We start from the raw sequence: 19849 nt of genomic DNA, 5'->3' as shown, positions 1-19849 counted from the left end.
TCATAACATAAATTTTGCGTTCTTTTTAAGCTTTCACTTTCTATTTTCATTTATTGGGCGAATGCTTTAAACTAATAGTGAGGTGAAAATATGTCGAAGAAGAAAATAGAACGTAAACAACGCCAAAACATCATCATTGATATGAATGATTTTATCATAAAATATGCCGCTACAATGTTAGGTGAAAACAAAACTAATCTAGCTCAGCAAGTCTATGAAGCCGGTAAAAACGACGTCAAAGGATTAGATAAATTATTTAACGATGCTGGCTACGGACGAAGAGAACAATACGAAGACATTGCTGAAGGATATGTTTGTAACTTCTATCACGTAATGCCTGATCAAACAAAAACTGAGGTTGATCGGTTAACCAAAGAGGCAATGAATTACTTAGGATCTCATGCAAACGAGTTCAATCGTTGGCGTGAAGAATAAAACAACTTCGTTTGAAGTTGTTTTTTTATTGAAAAAAGGAGGTGGAAATAGTGAACAAAGTTGGAGTCAGAGATCTCGTTGAATTTTTACTTCGAAGCGGAGATCTAAATAGTAGTCTTAGTAGTCTGAACACGGCTCAAGCTGGCACTAAAATCCACCGGAAAATTCAAAAGAAACGTCCTAACAACTATGAAAGGGAATACTATCTAGAAAAGAAAGTCCAGGTTAATCAGACTGATTTTTTGGTTCACGGTCGTGCCGATGGTGTCATCATGAGTGATAAATCAGCCACAATCGAAGAAATCAAAACCTCTGACATTGAGTTTAACGATATTCCAGAAAACAAAATGATTCTTTACTGGGGACAAGTAAAGGCATATGCCTATTTGCTGATGACAAAAAATCCCTCCATTACGTCGGTCACTATGCGACTGACGTACGTCCAAACCCCCGAGGAAGAAATTACGCAAAAGGAACGTTCCATTACATACGAAGATTCCAAACGTTTCTTTGACAACTTAATTCACGAATTTGGGGAATGGCTTGAACTTAAAGACCAGTTAAATGAAGAAAAAAGAATCACTGCCAAAAAAGTTCAATTTCCCTTCCCAACGTATCGAAGGGGTCAACATGAACTGGCAGCTGCGGTGTATAAGACCGTCGCTTCTAACCGCCACTTGTTTGCAGAAGCTCCCACTGGAACCGGTAAAACCATCTCAACCCTCTTTCCTACCATCAAAGCTATGGGAAATGATCTCATTTCAAAGGTGTTCTACTTAACGGCTAAACAAAGTACTCGACGAGTTGCTGAAGACGCCATTAATCTCATGAGTAATCACGGATTACGACTTCGAAGCATTACCCTTACCGCTAAGGACAAGATTACGTTTGATGATGAACGTGACAAATCACCAGAGGATAATCCCTATATGCTTGGCTACTATGATCGCTTAAAACCAGCCCTAAAGGATATTTTAAAAAATAATCACCAGATCACGCGTGACGTGGTAGAAAAGTACGCAAAAAAATACACACTTGATCCCTTTGAATTCTCGCTTGATATCAGCCTTTTTTGTGATGTTATCATCGGCGACTACAACTATTTATTTGATCCACAGGTCCACCTTCAACGCTTCTTTGAGGTGCAAGACTATCAGAATTTTTACCTGATTGATGAGGCCCATAACCTAGTCGATCGTTCCCGTGACATGTACTCAACCGAACTAGCATCTGAACCATTAGAAAAAGTTATCAAGCTTCTATCAAAGAACAAGGAACAAAACGCAAAGGTCTTAACCAAGTTACGATCACTCAAACGTCAATTTAATATGATTGCCAAACCATTAAAAAAAGACCATAAATTCGAGGTCGCACTCGATGATCCACTGGATAAATTTACAAAAGCGGTCACTAACCTAGTTAAGGTCCTCCGGAAATGGATCGCAAAACAAGACGATGGTGATGACCTGGACTTGGTGCTTGATTTTTTCTTTCAGTGTACGGGATACCTCAAAATCAACGAGTACTATGGTCCAAATTACAAAACGAGAATCCTCATCAATGGTAAGAATACGACTGTTCGTCTCTTCTGTATGGATCCAAGTCACAATCTAGCCGAGACCCTTAACCTTGGTGGCGGAGCAGTGTTGTTTTCGGCCACCCTCTCACCGATGAACTACTATGCCAAGGTTCTCGGTGACGAAGACAATAGTTTGAAGTATCAACTGCCCTCCCCGTTTCCAAAAGCAAATCAGAATATCATCATCACTTCTTACATCAATACTACGTTTCAAAAACGTGACCAAAGCATCCCTAAGATTGTTGATACCGTCAACAAAATGATCAGCGGAAAAGCCGGCAACTACCTGATCTTTGTTCCATCGGGGGTGTACCTAGAAAAAATCTACGATGAATTTAACAGACAACACCCCACGGTTAAAACAATCAAGCAAGAAGCCGGCATGAACGAAGCAGCGCGTTCCAACTTTATCAATCAATTCAATCAACCAAACGACCATCCTGTTGTCGGATTTGCCCTTCTTGGTGGCATCTTTTCGGAGGGAATTGACCTAGTTGGTGATAAATTAATTGGGGTTGGGATTGTTGGGGTTGGACTTCCAGGACTTAACCCAGAAACCAACCTGATTCGGGACTACTTTGATGCAGAAAATGGTCACGGATTTGAATATGCTTATCAGCTACCGGGCTTAAACAACGTTTTTCAGGCTGCCGGACGTCTCATCCGTGGTAAGCATGATCAGGGAATCGTTGTATTAATGGATCAAAGATTTACCCAGAAAAGGTACACAAACCTTTATCCTCAACAATGGAAAAATTATCAGATTGCTCACAACCCTCATGAACTCGAGCATGACATCAAACAATTTTGGAATAATATAAAGGAGAAAAACCATGACGAAACTTGAAAGTTACCACCCAATTTTTACCGCTCACCTTGAAATGGATTGGCTGACTACCATGAATCTTGGCGAAATAACCTCACTCTTAAATGGTCGCACAATTGCCAATGTTCGCCTGGATGGTGAGTATAACCCCACTAGAACAGCCGATCTAGTTAATCTTGACATGCGTAAAATCATGAAATCTCAGGCTCTGATTTGGGGAGTGTTGGACAAAAACACTCATACTCTACTCGGAATCTTTGCCATCAGTAATTTAGACAATAACCAACCCCAGTTTTACTTTATCTTTGAGGTCGGAATTGCTCCGGATCTAATTTCCGAATTACTAAATCACATGATCAAGTTTACTTTTCAAGAATTAAAACAGCCAAACATCTCTATTCTATTAAATAATAATCAGCATAATCTTATAGGTATAATAAAAAGATTAGGTTTCTCTCAAGTAGGCCGATCCCCGAAATCCGCTAGATTTCAATTATTTCAGTGATTTCAGTTGAATTGTGTTCCATAAGCTACTAGAATGATTATTGAAATAAAAGAGTAACATTATAATGTATGGGAGTGCATATTTATGAATGAAAAAGAGAAGAAAGAAGCGTATGGGAAAGCCATGGACATTCTTAAAAGTAACAATGTCCGAATTACCCCGCAACGACAAATTATTTTAAAGTACCTTATCGATCACAATAACCATCCTTCGGTTGAGACCATCTTCCATTTTTTGGAAGAAACCTTTCCCAACCTAAGTATGGCAACTGTTTACAATAACTTACGTTTATTTAAAAAGCTTAGAATCGTGATTGAATTGCCAAATCCAGATGGTGGATATCGCTATGACTTTTACAGTCATCCCCATTTTCACGCCATTTGTGATACCTGTGGAAAAATTATTGATATTGATGATCCAAAGTTCAAGCAAATTGATAAAGACTTACAGGACGCAACCAAGCAGGTTGGATTTGATCCATCAGTTTCAAACGTTGAAGTTCATGGAATTTGTAAAGAATGTCAAGCAAAGGAAAAGGACCAACAGAGTCAAAACAAGAGCAACAACCAAAAAGTTGTTGAAATGTCCAAAACTTCATCAAAAGACTAATTAAAAAACTAATTTTATTTCAAAAATCGATCACCATGACATTTGTTCATGGTGCTTTTTTTATGCCTAATTTCTCTTTCGTGTTTACTATGTCAAGTTATTGCGGTAAAATAGTAGTTGAGCTAGATTATAATCATTATAAACTGGAGGAGTCAGTTATGTCAAAAATGAAAACATCGCTTGCCCAGAAAATCAACGTTTTGCGGGCTAGTGTTATGGGTGCCAATGATGGGATCCTATCGGTTGCTGGAATTGTCCTAGGGGTCGCTGGTGCATCAACTAGTAATTGGGCAATTCTAATCTCAGGTTTAGCGGGAATGCTTGCTGGAACGGTATCCATGACGATGGGAGAATACGTCTCGGTTAACACCCAGAAGGATTCACAACGTCAGGCAATTGATCTTGTTAAACAAGGCCTTAAAAATCATTATGATGACGAGTTTAACTTCGTTAAAAATAAGTACCTTAAAACCGGAATGGCAAACGCCCTGGCCGAAAGAGCCACTTCCGAAATGATGCAAAAGGACCCCCTCACTACCGTGGTTCGTGAAAAATATTCATTTGATCGAAATGATTTCACTAATCCTTATGCCGCTGCCATCGCATCAATGATCTCGTTTCCAACTGGATCAATTCTTCCCCTGGTAACCATTTTCGTTGCACCAGCGCAATATCGCGTGCTTGGGACCTACATTGCCATCGTCTTGGCACTTTCAATCACCGGATACGTTGCTGCCATTCTTGGAAACGCTAACCGGACTAAATCACTAATACGAAACGTCATTTCGGGGTTAGTAACCATGACCGTTGCCTATCTTGTTGGTCGTTTAGTCGGATTAGCATTTTAGGAGGTAAGCAGATGCGTCTTCATTTAAAGAAACAACTAAAAGATAATAACGACAATACCATGGATGAGAAATTGAACAATCTCCGTGCCGGCGTTCTCGGATCAAATGACGGAATTCTCACCGTCGTTGGAGTCCTTTTTTCAGTTGCCGTAGCTACTACGAATCCCCTCACCATTTTCATTGCCGGACTATCGGATCTGCTTGCCTGTGCCTTTTCAATGGCAGGAGGAGAATATGCTTCAGTAAGTTCCCAACGTGACACTGAGGAAGCGGCCGTTAAAACCGAAAGCAAGCTTTTAAAAACCAATTTCGATGATGAAATGGCAAGTGTCGTTCAATTTTACATGAGCCGTGGGGTTAGTAAAGAAACGGCAACTAAAATTGCAAAGGATTTATTATCAAAAAAACCGCTTGAAACGGTAGTGAGCGTCAAATATGACCTTCAGTTAGGGAAATATCTAAGTCCGTGGAGTGCCGCTTTCTCGTCGCTGTGTTCTGCTGCACTTGGTGGAATTCTCCCACTACTTGCCATGACGCTGCTTCCCGTCGGACTTCAGTGGCCTGGAACTATCATCGCTGTCATCATTGCTGTAGCTATCACCGGATTCTTAAGTGCCGAACTTGGGAATGGTCTGGTGAAGATTGCGGTAATTAGAAACGTCATCGTGGGAATCATTACCATGATCATTCACTATGGGATCGGACAATTCTTCTAACACATTTCTCATCTTTTAACATTAATTTTAAAATAAAATTACATTACGAGAACCTACATCAGAGTAAGGACATAGAACCCGTAAAAACCGGTGTGCCGCGCTTTATAAATGGTAGAAAAGTTGACATATACGGTTGTACTTGTTAAGTTGGTTAATGTAGATATTTTTACTTTAATTGTCAGTGTTAATCGAAAGGAGGAGTTCTGTGGCTCAAAATAATAATGAAAAAATCAAAGTTGATCACATCACTAAAATCTTTGGTCCTCATATTAAAAAAGCACAAGAACTTTTATCTAAGGGAGAAGATAAGGCTCAAATTCTTGAAGAAACTGGTAGTACAGTTGGAGTTGATAATGCTAACTTCTCAATTAAAAACAACGAAATTTTCGTTATCATGGGACTATCTGGTTCGGGTAAGTCAACCATGTTAAGAATGTTTAATCGCTTGATTGACCCTACTTCTGGATCCATCTACTTAGATGGAGAAGACATCATGAAGTTTGATAAGAAACAATTACTTAACCTTCGTCGTAAAAAAATGAGTATGGTATTTCAAGGTTTTGGCTTACTTCCTAACCGTACCATCCTTGAAAATGCTGCTTTTGGACTTGAAGTTCAAGACGTTGACAAAGAAGAACGTGAAAAAAAGGCCCACGAATCACTAGAGATGGTGGGTCTTCACGGATACGACGATAGTTATCCAACTGAACTATCTGGTGGAATGCAACAACGAGTTGGTTTAGCACGTGCCATCACTAATGATCCTGATATTCTTTTGATGGACGAAGCTTTCTCAGCTCTTGACCCATTGAATCGGCGGGAAATGCAGAATGAATTATTGGAACTACAACGGAAGTTGCATAAAACCATTATCTTTATCAGCCATGACCTAAATGAAGCACTAAGAGTTGGTGATCGGATCATGATGATGCACGATGGCGACGTCATTCAAGTTGATACACCAGAAGACTTACTTGATCATCCTAAAAATGATTACGTTAAGAAATTCATCGAAAACGTTGATCGTTCTAAGATTCTTACCGCATACAACGTCATGGTTAAGCCAAATACCGTTAATATCGAAAAAGACGGTCCTAAGTTAGCCCTTCGTCGGATGAAGGAAGACCAAATCTCAAGTATCTTTGTTGTTGATTCACAAGACCACTTCGTTGGAATTGTCGACGCTGATGACGTCAACGAAATGATTGATAAACACGAAAAAGATCTTCACATCGCATTAAAAACAAATGTTCCAACTACTGCTCCAAGTACACCAATCGGTGACTTGTTCAATGCCATCTCTAAATCACCAATCCCATACGCGGTGGTTGATGACGAAAAACATCTGAAGGGTATTATTTTAAGAAGTGCCGTTCTTGATGCCATGGCTACGAAGAAAGGAGGAGATAACTAATGAATAGTTTGTTATCTATCGCTAGCATTGGTGCAATTCCCATTGCCAAGTGGGTCAATGACTTTTTTGCTTGGTTAACTGGATTTGCTGGTTTCTTTAATGCAATTACGCTTTTCTTAAATACCGTTATGAACGGAATCCAATGGGTTTTTGACATTATCCCAATTTGGTTGTTTATTGTCATTATCCTACTTGGAACATGGTTCTTATTTCGCAAAACAAAGCACTGGGGCTTCATGCTCTTTGAACTTCTTGGCTTCCTTTTAATCTGGAACCAAGGATACTGGCGGGACATGACTCAAACTTTGGACTTGGTTCTGACAACCTGCCTTTTAATCGTCATCATTGGAGTTCCACTTGGAACGTGGATGGCTAAAAGTAAAATTGTGGAAACCATTGTGAGTCCAATCATGTCATTTCTTCAAACCATGCCAGCTTTCGTTTACTTGATCCCTGCCGTTGCTTTATTCGGAATCGGTCAAGTTCCTGGTGTATTTGCTTCCGTAATCTTCTCAATTCCACCAATCGTCAACATGACCAACCTTGGAATTAGACAAGTCCCAAGTGAATACCTTGAAGTATCGGAATCATTTGGTTGTACCGCATGGCAAAAACTCTTCAAAGTTCAGTTCCCACTAGCAAAACCAACCGTTATGTCAGGGATTAACCAGGGAATCATGCTTGCCCTCTCAATGGTAGTTATTGCTTCAATGATCGGTACAATGGGGCTTGGAGAAGCCGTTTACTTTGCCGTTGGTAGAAATGATGTTGGTACTGGTTTTGCAGCGGGTATCGCAATCGTTATTCTTGCCATTGTTCTTGATAAAATCAGTAAAGGCCTTGGTGGTGCCAATAAAGCTGATGCAAGAGCAAATAAATAATGAATAAAAAATTTACAAAATGGATTCTAGGAATCACTTCCGCGTTACTTTTAGCGGTAACTCTAACCGCATGTAGTGTAAATCCACCAAAGTACAATCCCAACGCTAAAGTTGGACCACAAGTTAACTACACAATAACCGGAATTGATTCCGGAGCCGGAATCATGTCATCAACCACCAAGGCGTTAAACACCTATGGACTTAAGAAAGAAAAATGGCAACTTCAGGCTAGTTCTACTGCTGCCATGCTTTCATCTCTTGATAAAGCGCTCAAGTACAAACAACCAATCGTAATTACTGGTTGGACCCCGCACTGGATGTTTCAAAAGTATCCTATCAAGTTCTTAAAAGATCCAAAGAACGCCTATGGTAAGGGTGAACACATTCAAACTATCATCCACAAGGGATTTGAAAAGAAAAATCCTGGGGCAACAAAACTTCTCAGACAATTCCACTGGAACGACGAATTAATGAGTGAAGTCATGTTTAAGATTGATAAGGGTGAAAATGCTGAAAAAGCATCAAAAGAATTCATCAATAAACACCCCGAACTAGTTAAACAGTGGCTTAACGGTGTTCCTGAGGGACACGGTCAACCCGTTAAACTGGTCCTCGTTTCCTGGGACTCTGAATTGTCATCATCCAACGTGGTTGCTCAACTGCTACGGATGAAGGGTTATAAACCAACCCTTTCAGCAATGGAAGCTCAACCAATGTGGACGGCCCTTTCAACTGGATCGGCCGATGCTTCAACTGCTGGTTGGTTGCCAACAACGATGGCACCGATGTACAAGAAGTACAAAAACAACGTTGAAATCGTTGGTACCAGTATTGACAAGGCTAAAGTTGGCTTAGCTGTTCCGAAGTACATGAAGAACGTTAACTCAATTGAAGACCTAAAAAAATAAATAATCGAAAAAAATGAGTCTCATGAACAACATTCATGAGACTTTTTTGATACCATTTAATTATGAGAAAAAATTCGAAAGGACAATGACTATGACTAACAAAGAATTTCCAATTGATAAGTCGGAACTAAAAACCGACTTCTATGACGCCATTAATGGAGCATGGATTAAACAAGCAACCATCCCGTCTGATCACTCGTCAACCGGTGGTTTCATGGATCTAGTTGATGATATCGACAAGACCTTAATGAAGGATTCAGCCGACCTATCAAGTGGAAAGTTACCTGCTAAAACCCCTGAACTCGAGGAATACAAAAAGTTCTATAACATGACTAATAACTTCAAAAAGCGTGATGAAGATGGTGTTAAGCCTTTAAAGCCAGTCCTTGACCGAATCAGTAATCTGGAAAATTACAATGATTTAAACGATCAGCTCCCCGATTGGATCCTTTCTGGACTCCCAACCCCATTTTCATTGGGACTTGATCCTGACATGAAGAATGCGAAAGTGAACGCCCTCTTTGCGAGTGGACCTTCCCTTTTTATGCCAGATAAAACTTACTACGAAAAAGATAATGAAGCGGCCAAAACCTTAATGCCAATCTTCATTAAAATGACCACCAAGTTATTTGAAATGGCTGGATATAGTGAGAACGACAGTCAAAAGATCGTTGAAAATGCGGTTGAATTTGATCGCTTAATCGCCCCAAACGTCAAGTCAGCTGAAGAAGCTGCTGACTACAGTAAAATGTACAACCCAGAAAGTACCGACGAATTAGCTCGGTCAACCAATGCCTTGAACCTAAAGGAAACCATTAACCAATTAGTGGGTACCCTTCCTGAAAAGATCATCGTCACCGAACCCCAATTCTTTAGTAATCTTTCCGAACTTTTAACTTCATCTCACTTCCAGCTTATGAAGGACTGGATGCTTGTGAAGACACTTAATGGGTACAGTGGCGCTCTCTCAGACGAATTCCGGGTAGTTGGTGGGACCTATAGTAGATCGCTCTCAGGCAAGAAGGAAGCCACTAATAAAAAGAAGGCCGCCTACTACCTTGCATCAGGAACTTTTGATCAAGTGGTTGGTGACTACTACGGTAAAAAATACTTTGGTGAAAAAGCCAAAGCTGACGTTCATCAAATGGTTGATAGTATGATCGACGTATATAAAAACCGACTTTCAAACAACCAATGGTTAAGCGACGACACTAAGAAGATGGCAACTAAAAAGCTTTCTACCCTTGGAGTTCAAGTCGGATATCCTGATGAATTAGATCCGCTTTACAAGAAATTTCACGTTACCGAGGAAAAAGATGGTGGCACGGTTTTAAGTAACCTACTTAACTTTGAAAAAATTGCCAACCAAGACGAATTCTCAAAGTGGAACAAACCAGTGGAACGAGAACGTTGGGAAATGAGTGCCAACACCGTGAATGCTTACTATCACCCCTTTAAAAACATCATTGTCTTCCCGGCTGCCATCCTACAAGCACCATTTTACAGTTTAGATCAACCCGAAAGCGCTAATTATGGCGGAATCGGAGCGGTTATGGCTCATGAAATTTCACACGCCTTTGACAATAATGGTTCTTTATTCGACCAGTATGGTAACCTGAATAATTGGTGGACCAAGTCCGATCACGAACACTTCTCCAAGTTAGCCCAGAAAATGATTGACGAATTCAACGGCATTCCATTTGCGGGTGGTAAAGTTAACGGTAAATTGACCGTTTCAGAGAATATCGCTGATGCGGGTGGTCTTAGCTGTGCTGAAGAAGCCGCTAAAAATGGTGATAATACTGACTTATACCAGTTCTTTACCAACTGGGGTCGGATTTGGCGGATGAAAGCCACCCCAGAATACCAGAATCTATTACTATCAATTGACGTGCATGCACCTGCCCCACTTCGGGCATCTGTTCAAGTTAAGAATCTTGATGACTTTTACACAACTTTTGACGTAACCGCCAAAGATCAGATGTACTTAAAACCTGATAAACGAGTTCAAATCTGGTAGGATGTAAGTGAAAAATAGAACAGATGGGAGTGCATAATATGAAACTTACTGATTATATCGATAAACAAATTCAATTCTTAGACCAACAATTACAAGATGCTAAAGACAAGAGTGAAGTTAAGGGTCAATACCTCATTGAATCAAAGATTAACGAACTTCAAGCATTAAGCCGTGCCGTTGAAAAAGGTGTCGTTAACCAACTCTAATTAAAACAAAAGCGAGATCACATTAATTTGTGATCTCGCTTTTTGTTTGATTATTCAGCGAACAGGAATCTTTCAATAATTCTTGAAGCCATCTGATTGTTTAATAACTTACTGTGTTGACCTGATCTTCCGCTTACTTTAATTTCCTGATAGTCAGAGCCCGGGACAAGCTTTCTTAATTCACGAGCAGACGAAGTAGTAACTCGTCCGTCAGATTTATTTGTCTTGCTCAATTGTCCGTAAACGTTGAGGACACTCACACCTTTCGGAAAACTCTTAGAGGCATCCTTTAATTCACTAACTTTCGGGTAGCGATGGTTCATAACATCAGTTACCGGCATGATGCCCTTGTATGGTCCACCAATTGATATGAACTTAGTCAGTCGCATATGATTCGATTCTTGACCATATGCCACGGCGTTCTGATAAATCGTTAGACTCCCAGAACCAAATCCTAAAGCATTATATTGTTGATAATGGTACTTATGATTTAAATGAACGAGAATCTCATTCAGCCACTTCGCCTGAATTACCGTGGAAGCAGTATTGTCGGTAAAGTTGACCTTGATAATCGGATACTTAGCGTGTACATTTCCGTTAGGATGGTAATAAATCTTACCGTCCGGATAAACATTAATCTTCATGGCATACTCGCCGCCCTCACGACTAGAAGTAACCGTCAGGTGGTTAGCAGCCTTGGAAGTTTTATTTAGGTCTGATACAAATAAAATGGGGGTGTGTTCGCCACGCTTTACACCATCAACGTTGATCCCAAATTCAATAAAAAGAAAACCAGCCACAACAATGGCAATTCCAATCGCAAATAAAAAAATGTTTTTCTTTGCTGCTTTTTCCAAAAAATCACTCTTCCTTTGTTCATAAATTAGGAATCCCAGTGACACAAAAATCCCGCACAAAAAATCCGGAACACGCAAGCACCGGTTTCCAAATAATAATACACAATTGTGTATGAAACATAGTCTTATTAGATTTATAGCTCATCTTGTTTTCTTCCGGCAAAAAAGAAATAAAGACAGATACCAATGATACCCAACAACAATATTAACATAACCAACCAGAAGATGCTCTTTGAAACCGCTTTATTTATTGAATGAGTCGCTGAAATTGGGTTATTGACAGTAAACCCACGCGTAAAGTTCCAGACCTTAGTTCCCTTAAATTGAGGATCATTAGAAATAATTTTTAAGTGAAGCAAATAGCGTCCGTTCGGTAATTGGTTAGCGGACTTAGGAACCAGGTAATTAAACGAACTATTAGGCGCGATTACGGCATCAAAAGTTGTATGTGAGTCTAAAGCATTCATACTGTTAATCGGTGTAACGTCAGTCTTAATCTTGGTTTTTCCAAGCACCGCTGCTCTGTCATTTGATAACTTGACTTCCATCAAATTAGGATTACTAGCATTCAGCATCTTAATCCCATTCATTTTGATGTTAGCAGGTTGTTTTCCGTGTTTTAACTGAATTCCAACCGAATATGAATACAGTGAATTGACTGGTGATGACGACTGGTTGCCATTATCTTCGACAACGTAAAGGCCACCAAGAATGGTTCCCTTGAAGTCTTGAAATCGCCTGTCATTCGGAACATTTAGATTTAAAACAACGGTTTGCTTTTGTTGCGGTTGAAGTGAAACCGACTGATCGGAAGTTTTAGCAAAAGTTACCAACTTCTCAATCGGAAATTGACGGTTATTAGTTTTCTCTTTATTAGCGTAACTAATCGTAGGAGCTCCAGAAGTAGTAGCGGGATTAACTCCCAATTTAACCTTTAATGGCATGTTAGTGCTTCGGTTAATCAACTGGATTTTTAGCTGTTGTTTCATCCCAGGAGTTGCCTTAATATCGAAATAATCAGCCCTTTTTTGTTGGCCTTTCACATCTTTTATCTGAGGAAGAACTTCCAGTGGGACCTGATTTTGTGTATCGGCCTGGGTAAAAATACTTCCAAGTAAGAAGAAAAGAACAAAAGCACCGAGTGCAACTATCATCACCATTAATCTTTGAACTATTTTCATTATAACGCTACTCCAATTTCCAAGTTTAATCATTCATTACGCACAAAAGACGACAACAATTCTTAAATTATCATCGTCTTAATCATTAGTCGCCCTCAGAAGGCCCGTGCGACAGGTTCCAAGTCAGCGTTCCACTAGAGTTCTGTGAATTGCCACCAAGGCCCGCTTTATTATCCCTTAAAACTTCTTCATCTAGGTTCAATTTAATGTTATCCAAATTCCAAAATGTCTGATAGGTTGAATTATCTAAACTCACATCATTACTTGAGACAATCGGGGTTTCCTGTCCATTAAAGTTAATGAGGTCGGAAAGATTGTTTCCCGTTTTATTCCACTGCGCAAGTCCCATGCCACTTGGGGTACTTAACTCTTGGAGAAAACCATCACCAAGTGGGGACCCACCCAAAAGTAACGATGCATCATTTAACAGGTTTCCTTGATTATCATTTGCTGTAGCCGTAACCGATAAGTTCCAACCGTCATCATTTATTTCGCTACCAACAGAATTAGTAAACTGGGTAAAGATCCCTGGCTTCGAACTATTTGGATTGTAAGCTAACGAAGTTCCCTGCTCAGAAATTGGAACCGCCAAATGACCATTAATCGGTGACGCATTCCCACCGTTCATGTTAAATTGCATGCTTTGAGGAACTGCGTCGAGTCTTAACATTGCCGGATCATTATTGTCAGCAGGGTTGTTAGCTCCCGCAACTTGGTCACCCGGATCGACATTTTGTGGAAAGCCATTGTCATCCTGTGTTTGCGGTTGATATGGATTAATCACCCCTGGGCTATTAACACCGTCAACTGGTTCTGGGGTCTCCTTCGTGTAAAACCAGCTGGAATCATTATATCCAGCGGCAAAAGCCGTAATGGTTTCGTTCGCAGTCAGGTAGGTTTGCTGTCCGTTCCTTTTAGGCAACGTATAATTGAAGTGCCCGTTAGAATCAGTCTTAGCGACGTACTCCCTTTTGGAAATATTATCAGGAGCTTTGGGTTGAAACATTGGATATCCAAAGGCGTAACCATCATTTGGGATACTATCGTTGTTACCAACATTGGGTTGGATATTCGGATCACCAGTTAAACTAACATATGCATTTGCATAGGGAGCACCGTTGTCATCCGTGACGGTTCCGTCAATCTGGTACGAGTACTTCGAATCCCTTGCATCATTTAATGAATGGTCAAACTGCAGGTTACCTTCAGACTGGGAAGTCCCCACCTTTAAACGAGAGTATTGATATGGATCAAACGAAGTGGGTTGAAAGGTATCATTTGGATATGACCAGCCACTAGCCGGTGATTGTTCCCAACTCCACTGAGGCGAACCGTCATTATCAGAATTAGTTAAGTTCCAAGCTGAGAATGGTTGATTAGCACCAAACTCAATTTGTCTGCTCCCGGTTGTACGACCGCGATTAACCGAAATAATTGGTTCGTTAACCGGATGACTATAATTACTCATCCGCAGATCGCCATACCCTAGTTTACGTAAATCAACGTTCCCAGTTAGCGACTGAATTGCCATTCTTGAGTCATTATTTTGAACATTTTTATCAATGTTTAAGGTTGGCTGTTGATCAGAACCTGGGTCAAGTCCAGCAACCTGATTAGGAGCAAAGGTAATGTCCCCGTTAGCAAATATGCCTGGACGATTAGTTGCTGGGCTTCCGTAACCATGATTACTATTGACCGTTAGGGTTGAACTCCCAATATTAATTCCAGATTGAGCACTACTATTTGCTCGATTATAAGAAGTGATGGCCGTATGACCAGGCGTCATATCAATATTAACCTTGGAGTAATTACCAATACTAAAGTCATTTTGGTTATTTCCACGCCCCAGATCAAATCCAGAAGTTTGACCTGAACTGTTGCTATTACCACCACCAACTGAGTTTTTAGCGGTCGCATCCATATCGACATTGACATTGTTACCAATCGCAATCTGACCCAGATTAAAGGGTTGACCAGTATTAGGATTAGTGGGAACATTTTGAATCCGCTGATCCCATCGTTCGTCTCCCCAGTCACCAATTTCAAAATTAGGAAGAGAAGAATTGTTATTACTGGTGGTTTTAACGTTAGTTGGATTGGAACTGTCATTACTGTCGGCAATCCACAATGCACATGCTTCCATCAGTTGTTGACCACCAAAGGAAATATTAGTATTAGTTCGCCCCATCGCTGAATACCGATTAACCTGGTTCAACCGGATTTGGCCCTTTAAAACGTCTAATCCACCATAGTTAACAAACGGTTGGGAACCAGTATACGAATAATTGGTGTAAGTTTGTACATCACCATGAATTCCACCGTTGCTATCACAAAACATCCCATAATAATTACCACCATACACGTTCAAGTTGTTAACCTGAACGTCTGGAAACTGGGATGTCCCATTCGAATTGCTTCTATTATTTCCATGCCAATCAAAACTATTACCGCCTAAATCAACCGTTGGACCATTAACGTGTTGATCGTCCGGATTACTATTAGAAGCGGTAACTTGTCCGTCGACCACCAGATTGCCACTTAGACGAGAAGCAGCCTGGACCTGTCGCATTCCGGTATCAGGAGCGGCAAAATCATTTGCAATTAAAATATGATCGACGTTTGAATTCTGGATGGCCGCAACAAAACTACTCCAGTCGCCCACCGAGACAGTCGATAAATCAGCCGTTTTAATTTGCGCAGCCGACAACTTGGTGGCTGGCACGTACTTACCCGCCTTAAAATCACTTTCGTCATTCTGACTTTCTTGCATTAATTGTGTGTACTTACCATTCTTTTGGTCCATATCATGGTTACTTAAGGTTTTTGTCTTCTGGTCGTTTCCAGATGACGCCTGATCCGGATTATCACTATTTGAACTTGTCTTTTTAAACGAACTACTTTGACTAGCAGAATGAGCATGACTAGCTGTTTGAGGATTACTTTCGGCCTTTACTGAAGCAGAACGATTTGAACTCGTTGTATATAAGAATAGGATCGTACAAGCCACTATAAATAATATGGTCACTCCACCGAGAATTACTCGTTGGATCCATTTATCCTTTTTCACCGTTCATTCCTCCCTGATTTAAGACTTACACCTTGTGTTTTCGATGATTAAACATTACTAGAGATGCCAAAATTGTGACAATCAGGCCTAACGCAACTATAATTCCGATCATAATCAAGAGTGTTCGATCTGAAAATGTCCTGATGTAGTCAACCGGACTAACGATAAATTCCCTTTGTAATTTAACGTGACTAGGTGATTCATTAACTGAATTCTTACCACTGAGATTAACGGTGGCAACGTACCTACCGGGCAATAATTGTTTATTTAGTGGTTGTTTGATCGCAAATTCACTGTTGGGGGCTATCTGACCCCTTCTAATCTCGTCGGTACTCGTCATAAGTTGATTGAACGTCACGTTCTTCAACGTTGCATTAGCTTTCACGTCATCCAACATGGCCGGTTTTTTATTTACTAGTCCAAAAGTAAACATTGCATGTTTGACAGCATCCTTCTTGAGATCGTTTTTGGTTGCCTTAATCTCACTACCTTGCGGTTTCCCTTTTCTAACTTCAATCGGGATGGTGTAAGAAAATTGATTATTAATCTCACCTTTAACTGCCGGCGCATCTTGTGTAAAAGTTACTGCACCAAGGATTTCGCCATTAAAGTCGCGAAAATTATCATTATTTAGGTTGAGGGACATTTTCACGATCCGAGTTTGCCTGGGAGCTAACTGAAAATCACGATCACTTAACTCATTAAATGAGACCACTTGGCGCATGTTAACGGGTAATCCACGAAACTGACTTTGATTATTATTAAAAAATAACGCCAACTTAGATGATGTGGACGCAGAATCAACTCGAGTGCTAATCTGACAAGCGTTGGTTTTACTTAAGTTAGTTAACGAGACAGCAATTGGATAATCACGTGCTTGGTTAGTTATAATCTGGTAGTATGAATTATCATGTGACACATGATAATTGTCATCAATCTTGACCTGGATTGGGGCCGTACTGCTCATACTAGCAGCCGAAGTCGTCAAAGTGGCCAAGACTACCACCATAAATAAAGCAATCAGCGTGATTAATAGTGATTTAACGAACTTTTTCATAATTAGGGTCCTAACTTTTTAGTGAACCTGAGGAGCATAATTCCAATCAATTGTGCCGTTGTATTCATTATCTTGACTAGGGACTTTATCATAGCCAGTAAAACTATTACTATTAAACGGAACTTCCAGACGGAAATCTCCTAACGTCCACGCTAATTCATACACGCCAAACGAACCAACCGGAGTCATTGACTGATCAGCGGGGCCATTATTAGTATTCGACAACATTACCGGAGCATCTGCATCAGTCGTAATGGTGGTCGTTCCAATGTTGTCTGGTGACGCTGGTTGTGAGAGATTATTGTACACAGCATCCCCAATGTCATATTGAAACAGTTGGGTATTCTTTAATTCAATGTACGCTCCGGGAAGGGCATCTCCATCACCGTTAACAAACCCGTTTCCATTCCCATCGGCTTCAAGCGTGGCCTTTAACTCCATTGGTCCGGTATCACCAAAGTCATGAACTTGGACAAACACAAAGTTATTCTGACTTCCATCTTTAGACGTGCTAGAGCCACTTGAAGTTAACGGACTATCCGCAAAATGTGGGTCACTGAGAGCCTGAAAGGTTAAATCTTTGGGGACATAATCGACGGCATCTTGATCATTATTCTCACCAGCCGCTCCATTAGCACCAATGTTGGAATTTTCACTTGGGGTAAAGGGATTGATGATTGGAACATTAAATCTTCCCTGCACGTTTAGGCCCACGTTGGTATCATTATTTTGGGAGTAATCAACTAACCCATCGGCTCTTACAACTCTGGAAAATAGGCACACTAACAAAACCATGCTGCATAGAAAAAGCCCTACATATTTAACTTTTGCTACCAAACTCGTCGCCTCTTTTATCTCAAAGAATAAAAAGTAATCTTCTTTAACAACAACTTGTTAACTAAACCAGATATCTTGCTTCATATTTTAGAATAATTATTAATTTATCACTTAATTAATTGATATTGTAACACGATCCCCATCAATCTTTAAATTTTATAAAAATAAATGTGATGTTCTTTCACAAAGACGTCGGTTAATTTATGATTAGAAATAATAGGCCCAGTAGTGATATATTAGAGGTGTGAGATTTTAACTAAATTTGGTAATTAAAAATTATTTTTACGCTTTATTTAATTTTAATTATTGAAGAAAAAATAATTTATCCAACTAATAAAAGGAGATATTCACTTGATTACTTTAAAATCAGATCGTGAAATTAAAAAAATGGCCGAGTCTGGTGCAGTTCTAGCTGGTGTCCACAATGGTTTGAAAAAAATCATTAAGCCGGGCGTTGATACTTGGGAAATTGAAGAATTCGCTGACAAGTACATTACTGACCACGGGGCTACTCCATCAGAAAAGGGCTTTGACGGCTATAACTACGGGACTTGCATCTCAATCAACAATGAAGTTGCCCATGGAATCCCGCGTCGGGGCTTAAAATTAAAGGAAGGCGACATTGTCAAAGTTGACATGTGTGTCAATAAGGACGGTTTTGAAAGTGACTCCTGCTGGTCATACGCGGTTGGTGAAGTCTCACCTAAGATCAAGAAACTCATGGAAGTTACTAAAAGGGGACTTTACCTTGGCATTGACCAAGCTCAAGTTGGTAATCGAATTGGAGACATTGGTGCTGCCATTCAACACTACGTTGAAGACGAAAACCATATGGGTGATGTCCGAGAATTAATTGGACATGGCATCCAGCCTTCCATTCATGAAGATCCAGCTGTTCCAGCTTATGGGGTTGCCGGTCATGGAATGCGTCTCAGACCGGGCATGACCATTACCATTGAACCAATGGTTAACCTCGGTACTTGGAAAATCAAAGATGACTATGATAAAAAAGACGATTGGACCTATTACGTTAGCCAAGATGGTTCATACTCAGCTCAATACGAACACACCTTAGCAATCACCGAAGATGGTCCTAAAATTCTCACTTCTCAGGATCACGTTGCTGACGCTAAATACATGTTCAAAAAATAAAAGTAATTAAAATGGATCCGAAATCATTAAGAATTTCGGACCCATTTCTTTTTTTATTCTCCATCCTGTTTCGCTATGCTAAGATGGATTTGTTTCAGACTAAATCAGGAATGAAAGGTGGACCAAAAATGAAAAAATCAATCAAAATTGTGGGAACCCTAATGGTATTATTAATTTCAATGATTGCCTTTAGTTCTCTCACGAGCTCGACCACTGAAGCTGATCAGAAAGTTGACCCTAACATTGGTTTTCGTTATGAACACCCCACCGCCAAATACTATATTCGGAGAGGAACTCCCCAATCGTACCAAACTATCATTGAACAAGCTGCCAGAAACTGGAATAAAACGCACGCTTTTACCTGGATTCGTTCCAAAACCAAAGTTCCGACAACCATTGGTACTACCAATAGTAATACTGGCTTCTGGAAGGGCAATCGGTACGCTGGAGTTACTTTAAATCTCACTAAAACCGTCAACGTTAAAAATCACACTTATCAGTCAGGTGCCAAAATCACGCTCAATCCGCGGGTAATGAGCAACATGGAATACACTTACAAGCAGCAACTACTAACAACCGAACACGAATTTGGTCATGCAATGGGGCTTAAGCACAATCACGCTCAAGAAAGTATCATGTTCCCAAATGACACCTACTATAATTCACTTGATCCTAATCAGATTGGTCTTAGTGACATTCATGGTTTAAAAAACCTGTACAATGAAAAATAAAACAATTTTAAAGGGATGCT

General features: G+C 40.1%; 18 protein-coding genes. 13 read left to right on the top strand and 5 right to left on the bottom strand.

The features are described 5' to 3' along the window. Positions 1-90 precede the first annotated feature (90 nt). The 11 genes from AC6UDF_RS01215 to AC6UDF_RS01165 all read left to right on the top strand — a co-directional run bounded on the left by AC6UDF_RS01215 (position 91) and on the right by AC6UDF_RS01165 (position 10947). On the top strand, positions 91-435 hold the full coding sequence (locus tag AC6UDF_RS01215) for a hypothetical protein (protein WP_500693474.1): 345 nt from the start codon (positions 91-93) through the stop codon (positions 433-435). 47 nt (positions 436-482) lie between these two features. Next, positions 483-2861 (top strand): helicase C-terminal domain-containing protein, encoded by a 2379-nt coding sequence (locus AC6UDF_RS01210; protein ID WP_500723784.1) that lies wholly within the window; start codon positions 483-485, stop codon positions 2859-2861. Next, positions 2848-3345 (top strand): GNAT family N-acetyltransferase, encoded by a 498-nt coding sequence (locus AC6UDF_RS01205; protein WP_500695286.1) that lies wholly within the window; start codon positions 2848-2850, stop codon positions 3343-3345. The genes AC6UDF_RS01210 and AC6UDF_RS01205 overlap by 14 nt, the downstream gene beginning before the upstream one ends. A gap of 84 nt (positions 3346-3429) precedes the next feature. Beyond that, the gene (locus AC6UDF_RS01200; RefSeq protein WP_500699208.1) at positions 3430-3954 is read left to right on the top strand and encodes a Fur family transcriptional regulator; all 525 of its coding nucleotides are present in this window, start codon (positions 3430-3432) and stop codon (positions 3952-3954) included. Positions 3955-4112: 158 nt separating this feature from the next. Continuing rightward, positions 4113-4802, top strand: a complete 690-nt coding sequence (locus AC6UDF_RS01195) for a VIT1/CCC1 transporter family protein (protein WP_500700839.1) — start codon at positions 4113-4115, stop codon at positions 4800-4802. Positions 4803-4813: 11 nt separating this feature from the next. After that, a complete protein-coding gene (locus AC6UDF_RS01190; protein WP_500693470.1) occupies positions 4814-5518 on the top strand; it encodes a VIT1/CCC1 transporter family protein in 705 nt (234 codons plus the stop codon). Between the two features lie 205 nt (positions 5519-5723). After that, a complete protein-coding gene (locus AC6UDF_RS01185) occupies positions 5724-6932 on the top strand; it encodes a quaternary amine ABC transporter ATP-binding protein (protein WP_500696488.1) in 1209 nt (402 codons plus the stop codon). Further along, positions 6932-7813, top strand: coding sequence for an ABC transporter permease (locus tag AC6UDF_RS01180; protein ID WP_500693468.1), 882 nt, complete (start codon positions 6932-6934; stop codon positions 7811-7813). The genes AC6UDF_RS01185 and AC6UDF_RS01180 overlap by 1 nt, the downstream gene beginning before the upstream one ends. Beyond that, the gene (locus AC6UDF_RS01175) at positions 7813-8721 is read left to right on the top strand and encodes a glycine betaine ABC transporter substrate-binding protein (RefSeq protein WP_500693467.1); all 909 of its coding nucleotides are present in this window, start codon (positions 7813-7815) and stop codon (positions 8719-8721) included. Before AC6UDF_RS01180 ends, AC6UDF_RS01175 begins: the two co-directional genes overlap by 1 nt. A gap of 91 nt (positions 8722-8812) precedes the next feature. After that, on the top strand, positions 8813-10741 hold the full coding sequence (locus tag AC6UDF_RS01170; protein WP_500693466.1) for a M13 family metallopeptidase: 1929 nt from the start codon (positions 8813-8815) through the stop codon (positions 10739-10741). A gap of 38 nt (positions 10742-10779) precedes the next feature. After that, positions 10780-10947 (top strand): hypothetical protein, encoded by a 168-nt coding sequence (locus AC6UDF_RS01165; RefSeq protein ID WP_010022596.1) that lies wholly within the window; start codon positions 10780-10782, stop codon positions 10945-10947. A 50-nt stretch (positions 10948-10997) separates the two neighbouring features. On the opposite strand, the gene AC6UDF_RS01160 is transcribed toward AC6UDF_RS01165, so the two are convergent. The 5 genes from AC6UDF_RS01160 to AC6UDF_RS01140 form a co-directional block, all read right to left on the bottom strand. Then, a complete protein-coding gene (locus AC6UDF_RS01160; protein ID WP_500693465.1) occupies positions 10998-11804 on the bottom strand; it encodes an alpha/beta hydrolase in 807 nt (268 codons plus the stop codon). A 134-nt stretch (positions 11805-11938) separates the two neighbouring features. Beyond that, on the bottom strand, positions 11939-12985 hold the full coding sequence (locus AC6UDF_RS01155; protein WP_500693464.1) for a WxL protein host-binding domain-containing protein: 1047 nt from the start codon (positions 12983-12985) through the stop codon (positions 11939-11941). A gap of 85 nt (positions 12986-13070) precedes the next feature. Continuing rightward, positions 13071-16052, bottom strand: a complete 2982-nt coding sequence (locus AC6UDF_RS01150) for a pectate lyase-like adhesive domain-containing protein (RefSeq protein ID WP_500693463.1) — start codon at positions 16050-16052, stop codon at positions 13071-13073. A gap of 25 nt (positions 16053-16077) precedes the next feature. Continuing rightward, complete coding sequence (locus tag AC6UDF_RS01145; RefSeq protein ID WP_500693462.1) at positions 16078-17109, bottom strand: WxL protein host-binding domain-containing protein; 1032 nt, start codon at positions 17107-17109, stop codon at positions 16078-16080. 18 nt (positions 17110-17127) lie between these two features. Continuing rightward, entirely contained in the window at positions 17128-17904 is a 777-nt protein-coding gene (locus tag AC6UDF_RS01140; RefSeq protein WP_500723743.1) for a hypothetical protein, read from the bottom strand. 393 nt (positions 17905-18297) lie between these two features. Here AC6UDF_RS01140 and map point away from each other — a divergent pair, with 393 nt between their 5' ends. After that, positions 18298-19098 (top strand): type I methionyl aminopeptidase, encoded by an 801-nt coding sequence (gene map / locus AC6UDF_RS01135; RefSeq protein WP_500693460.1) that lies wholly within the window; start codon positions 18298-18300, stop codon positions 19096-19098. 128 nt (positions 19099-19226) lie between these two features. Then, complete coding sequence (locus AC6UDF_RS01130; RefSeq protein WP_500693459.1) at positions 19227-19829, top strand: matrixin family metalloprotease; 603 nt, start codon at positions 19227-19229, stop codon at positions 19827-19829. Positions 19830-19849: the final 20 nt, after the last annotated feature.

It is taken from the genome of Fructilactobacillus sp. X2R6C1 (assembly GCF_059901295.1).
The sequence above is the reverse complement of the archived record's forward strand: the minus strand, read 5'-3'. Positions and strand labels throughout refer to the sequence as shown.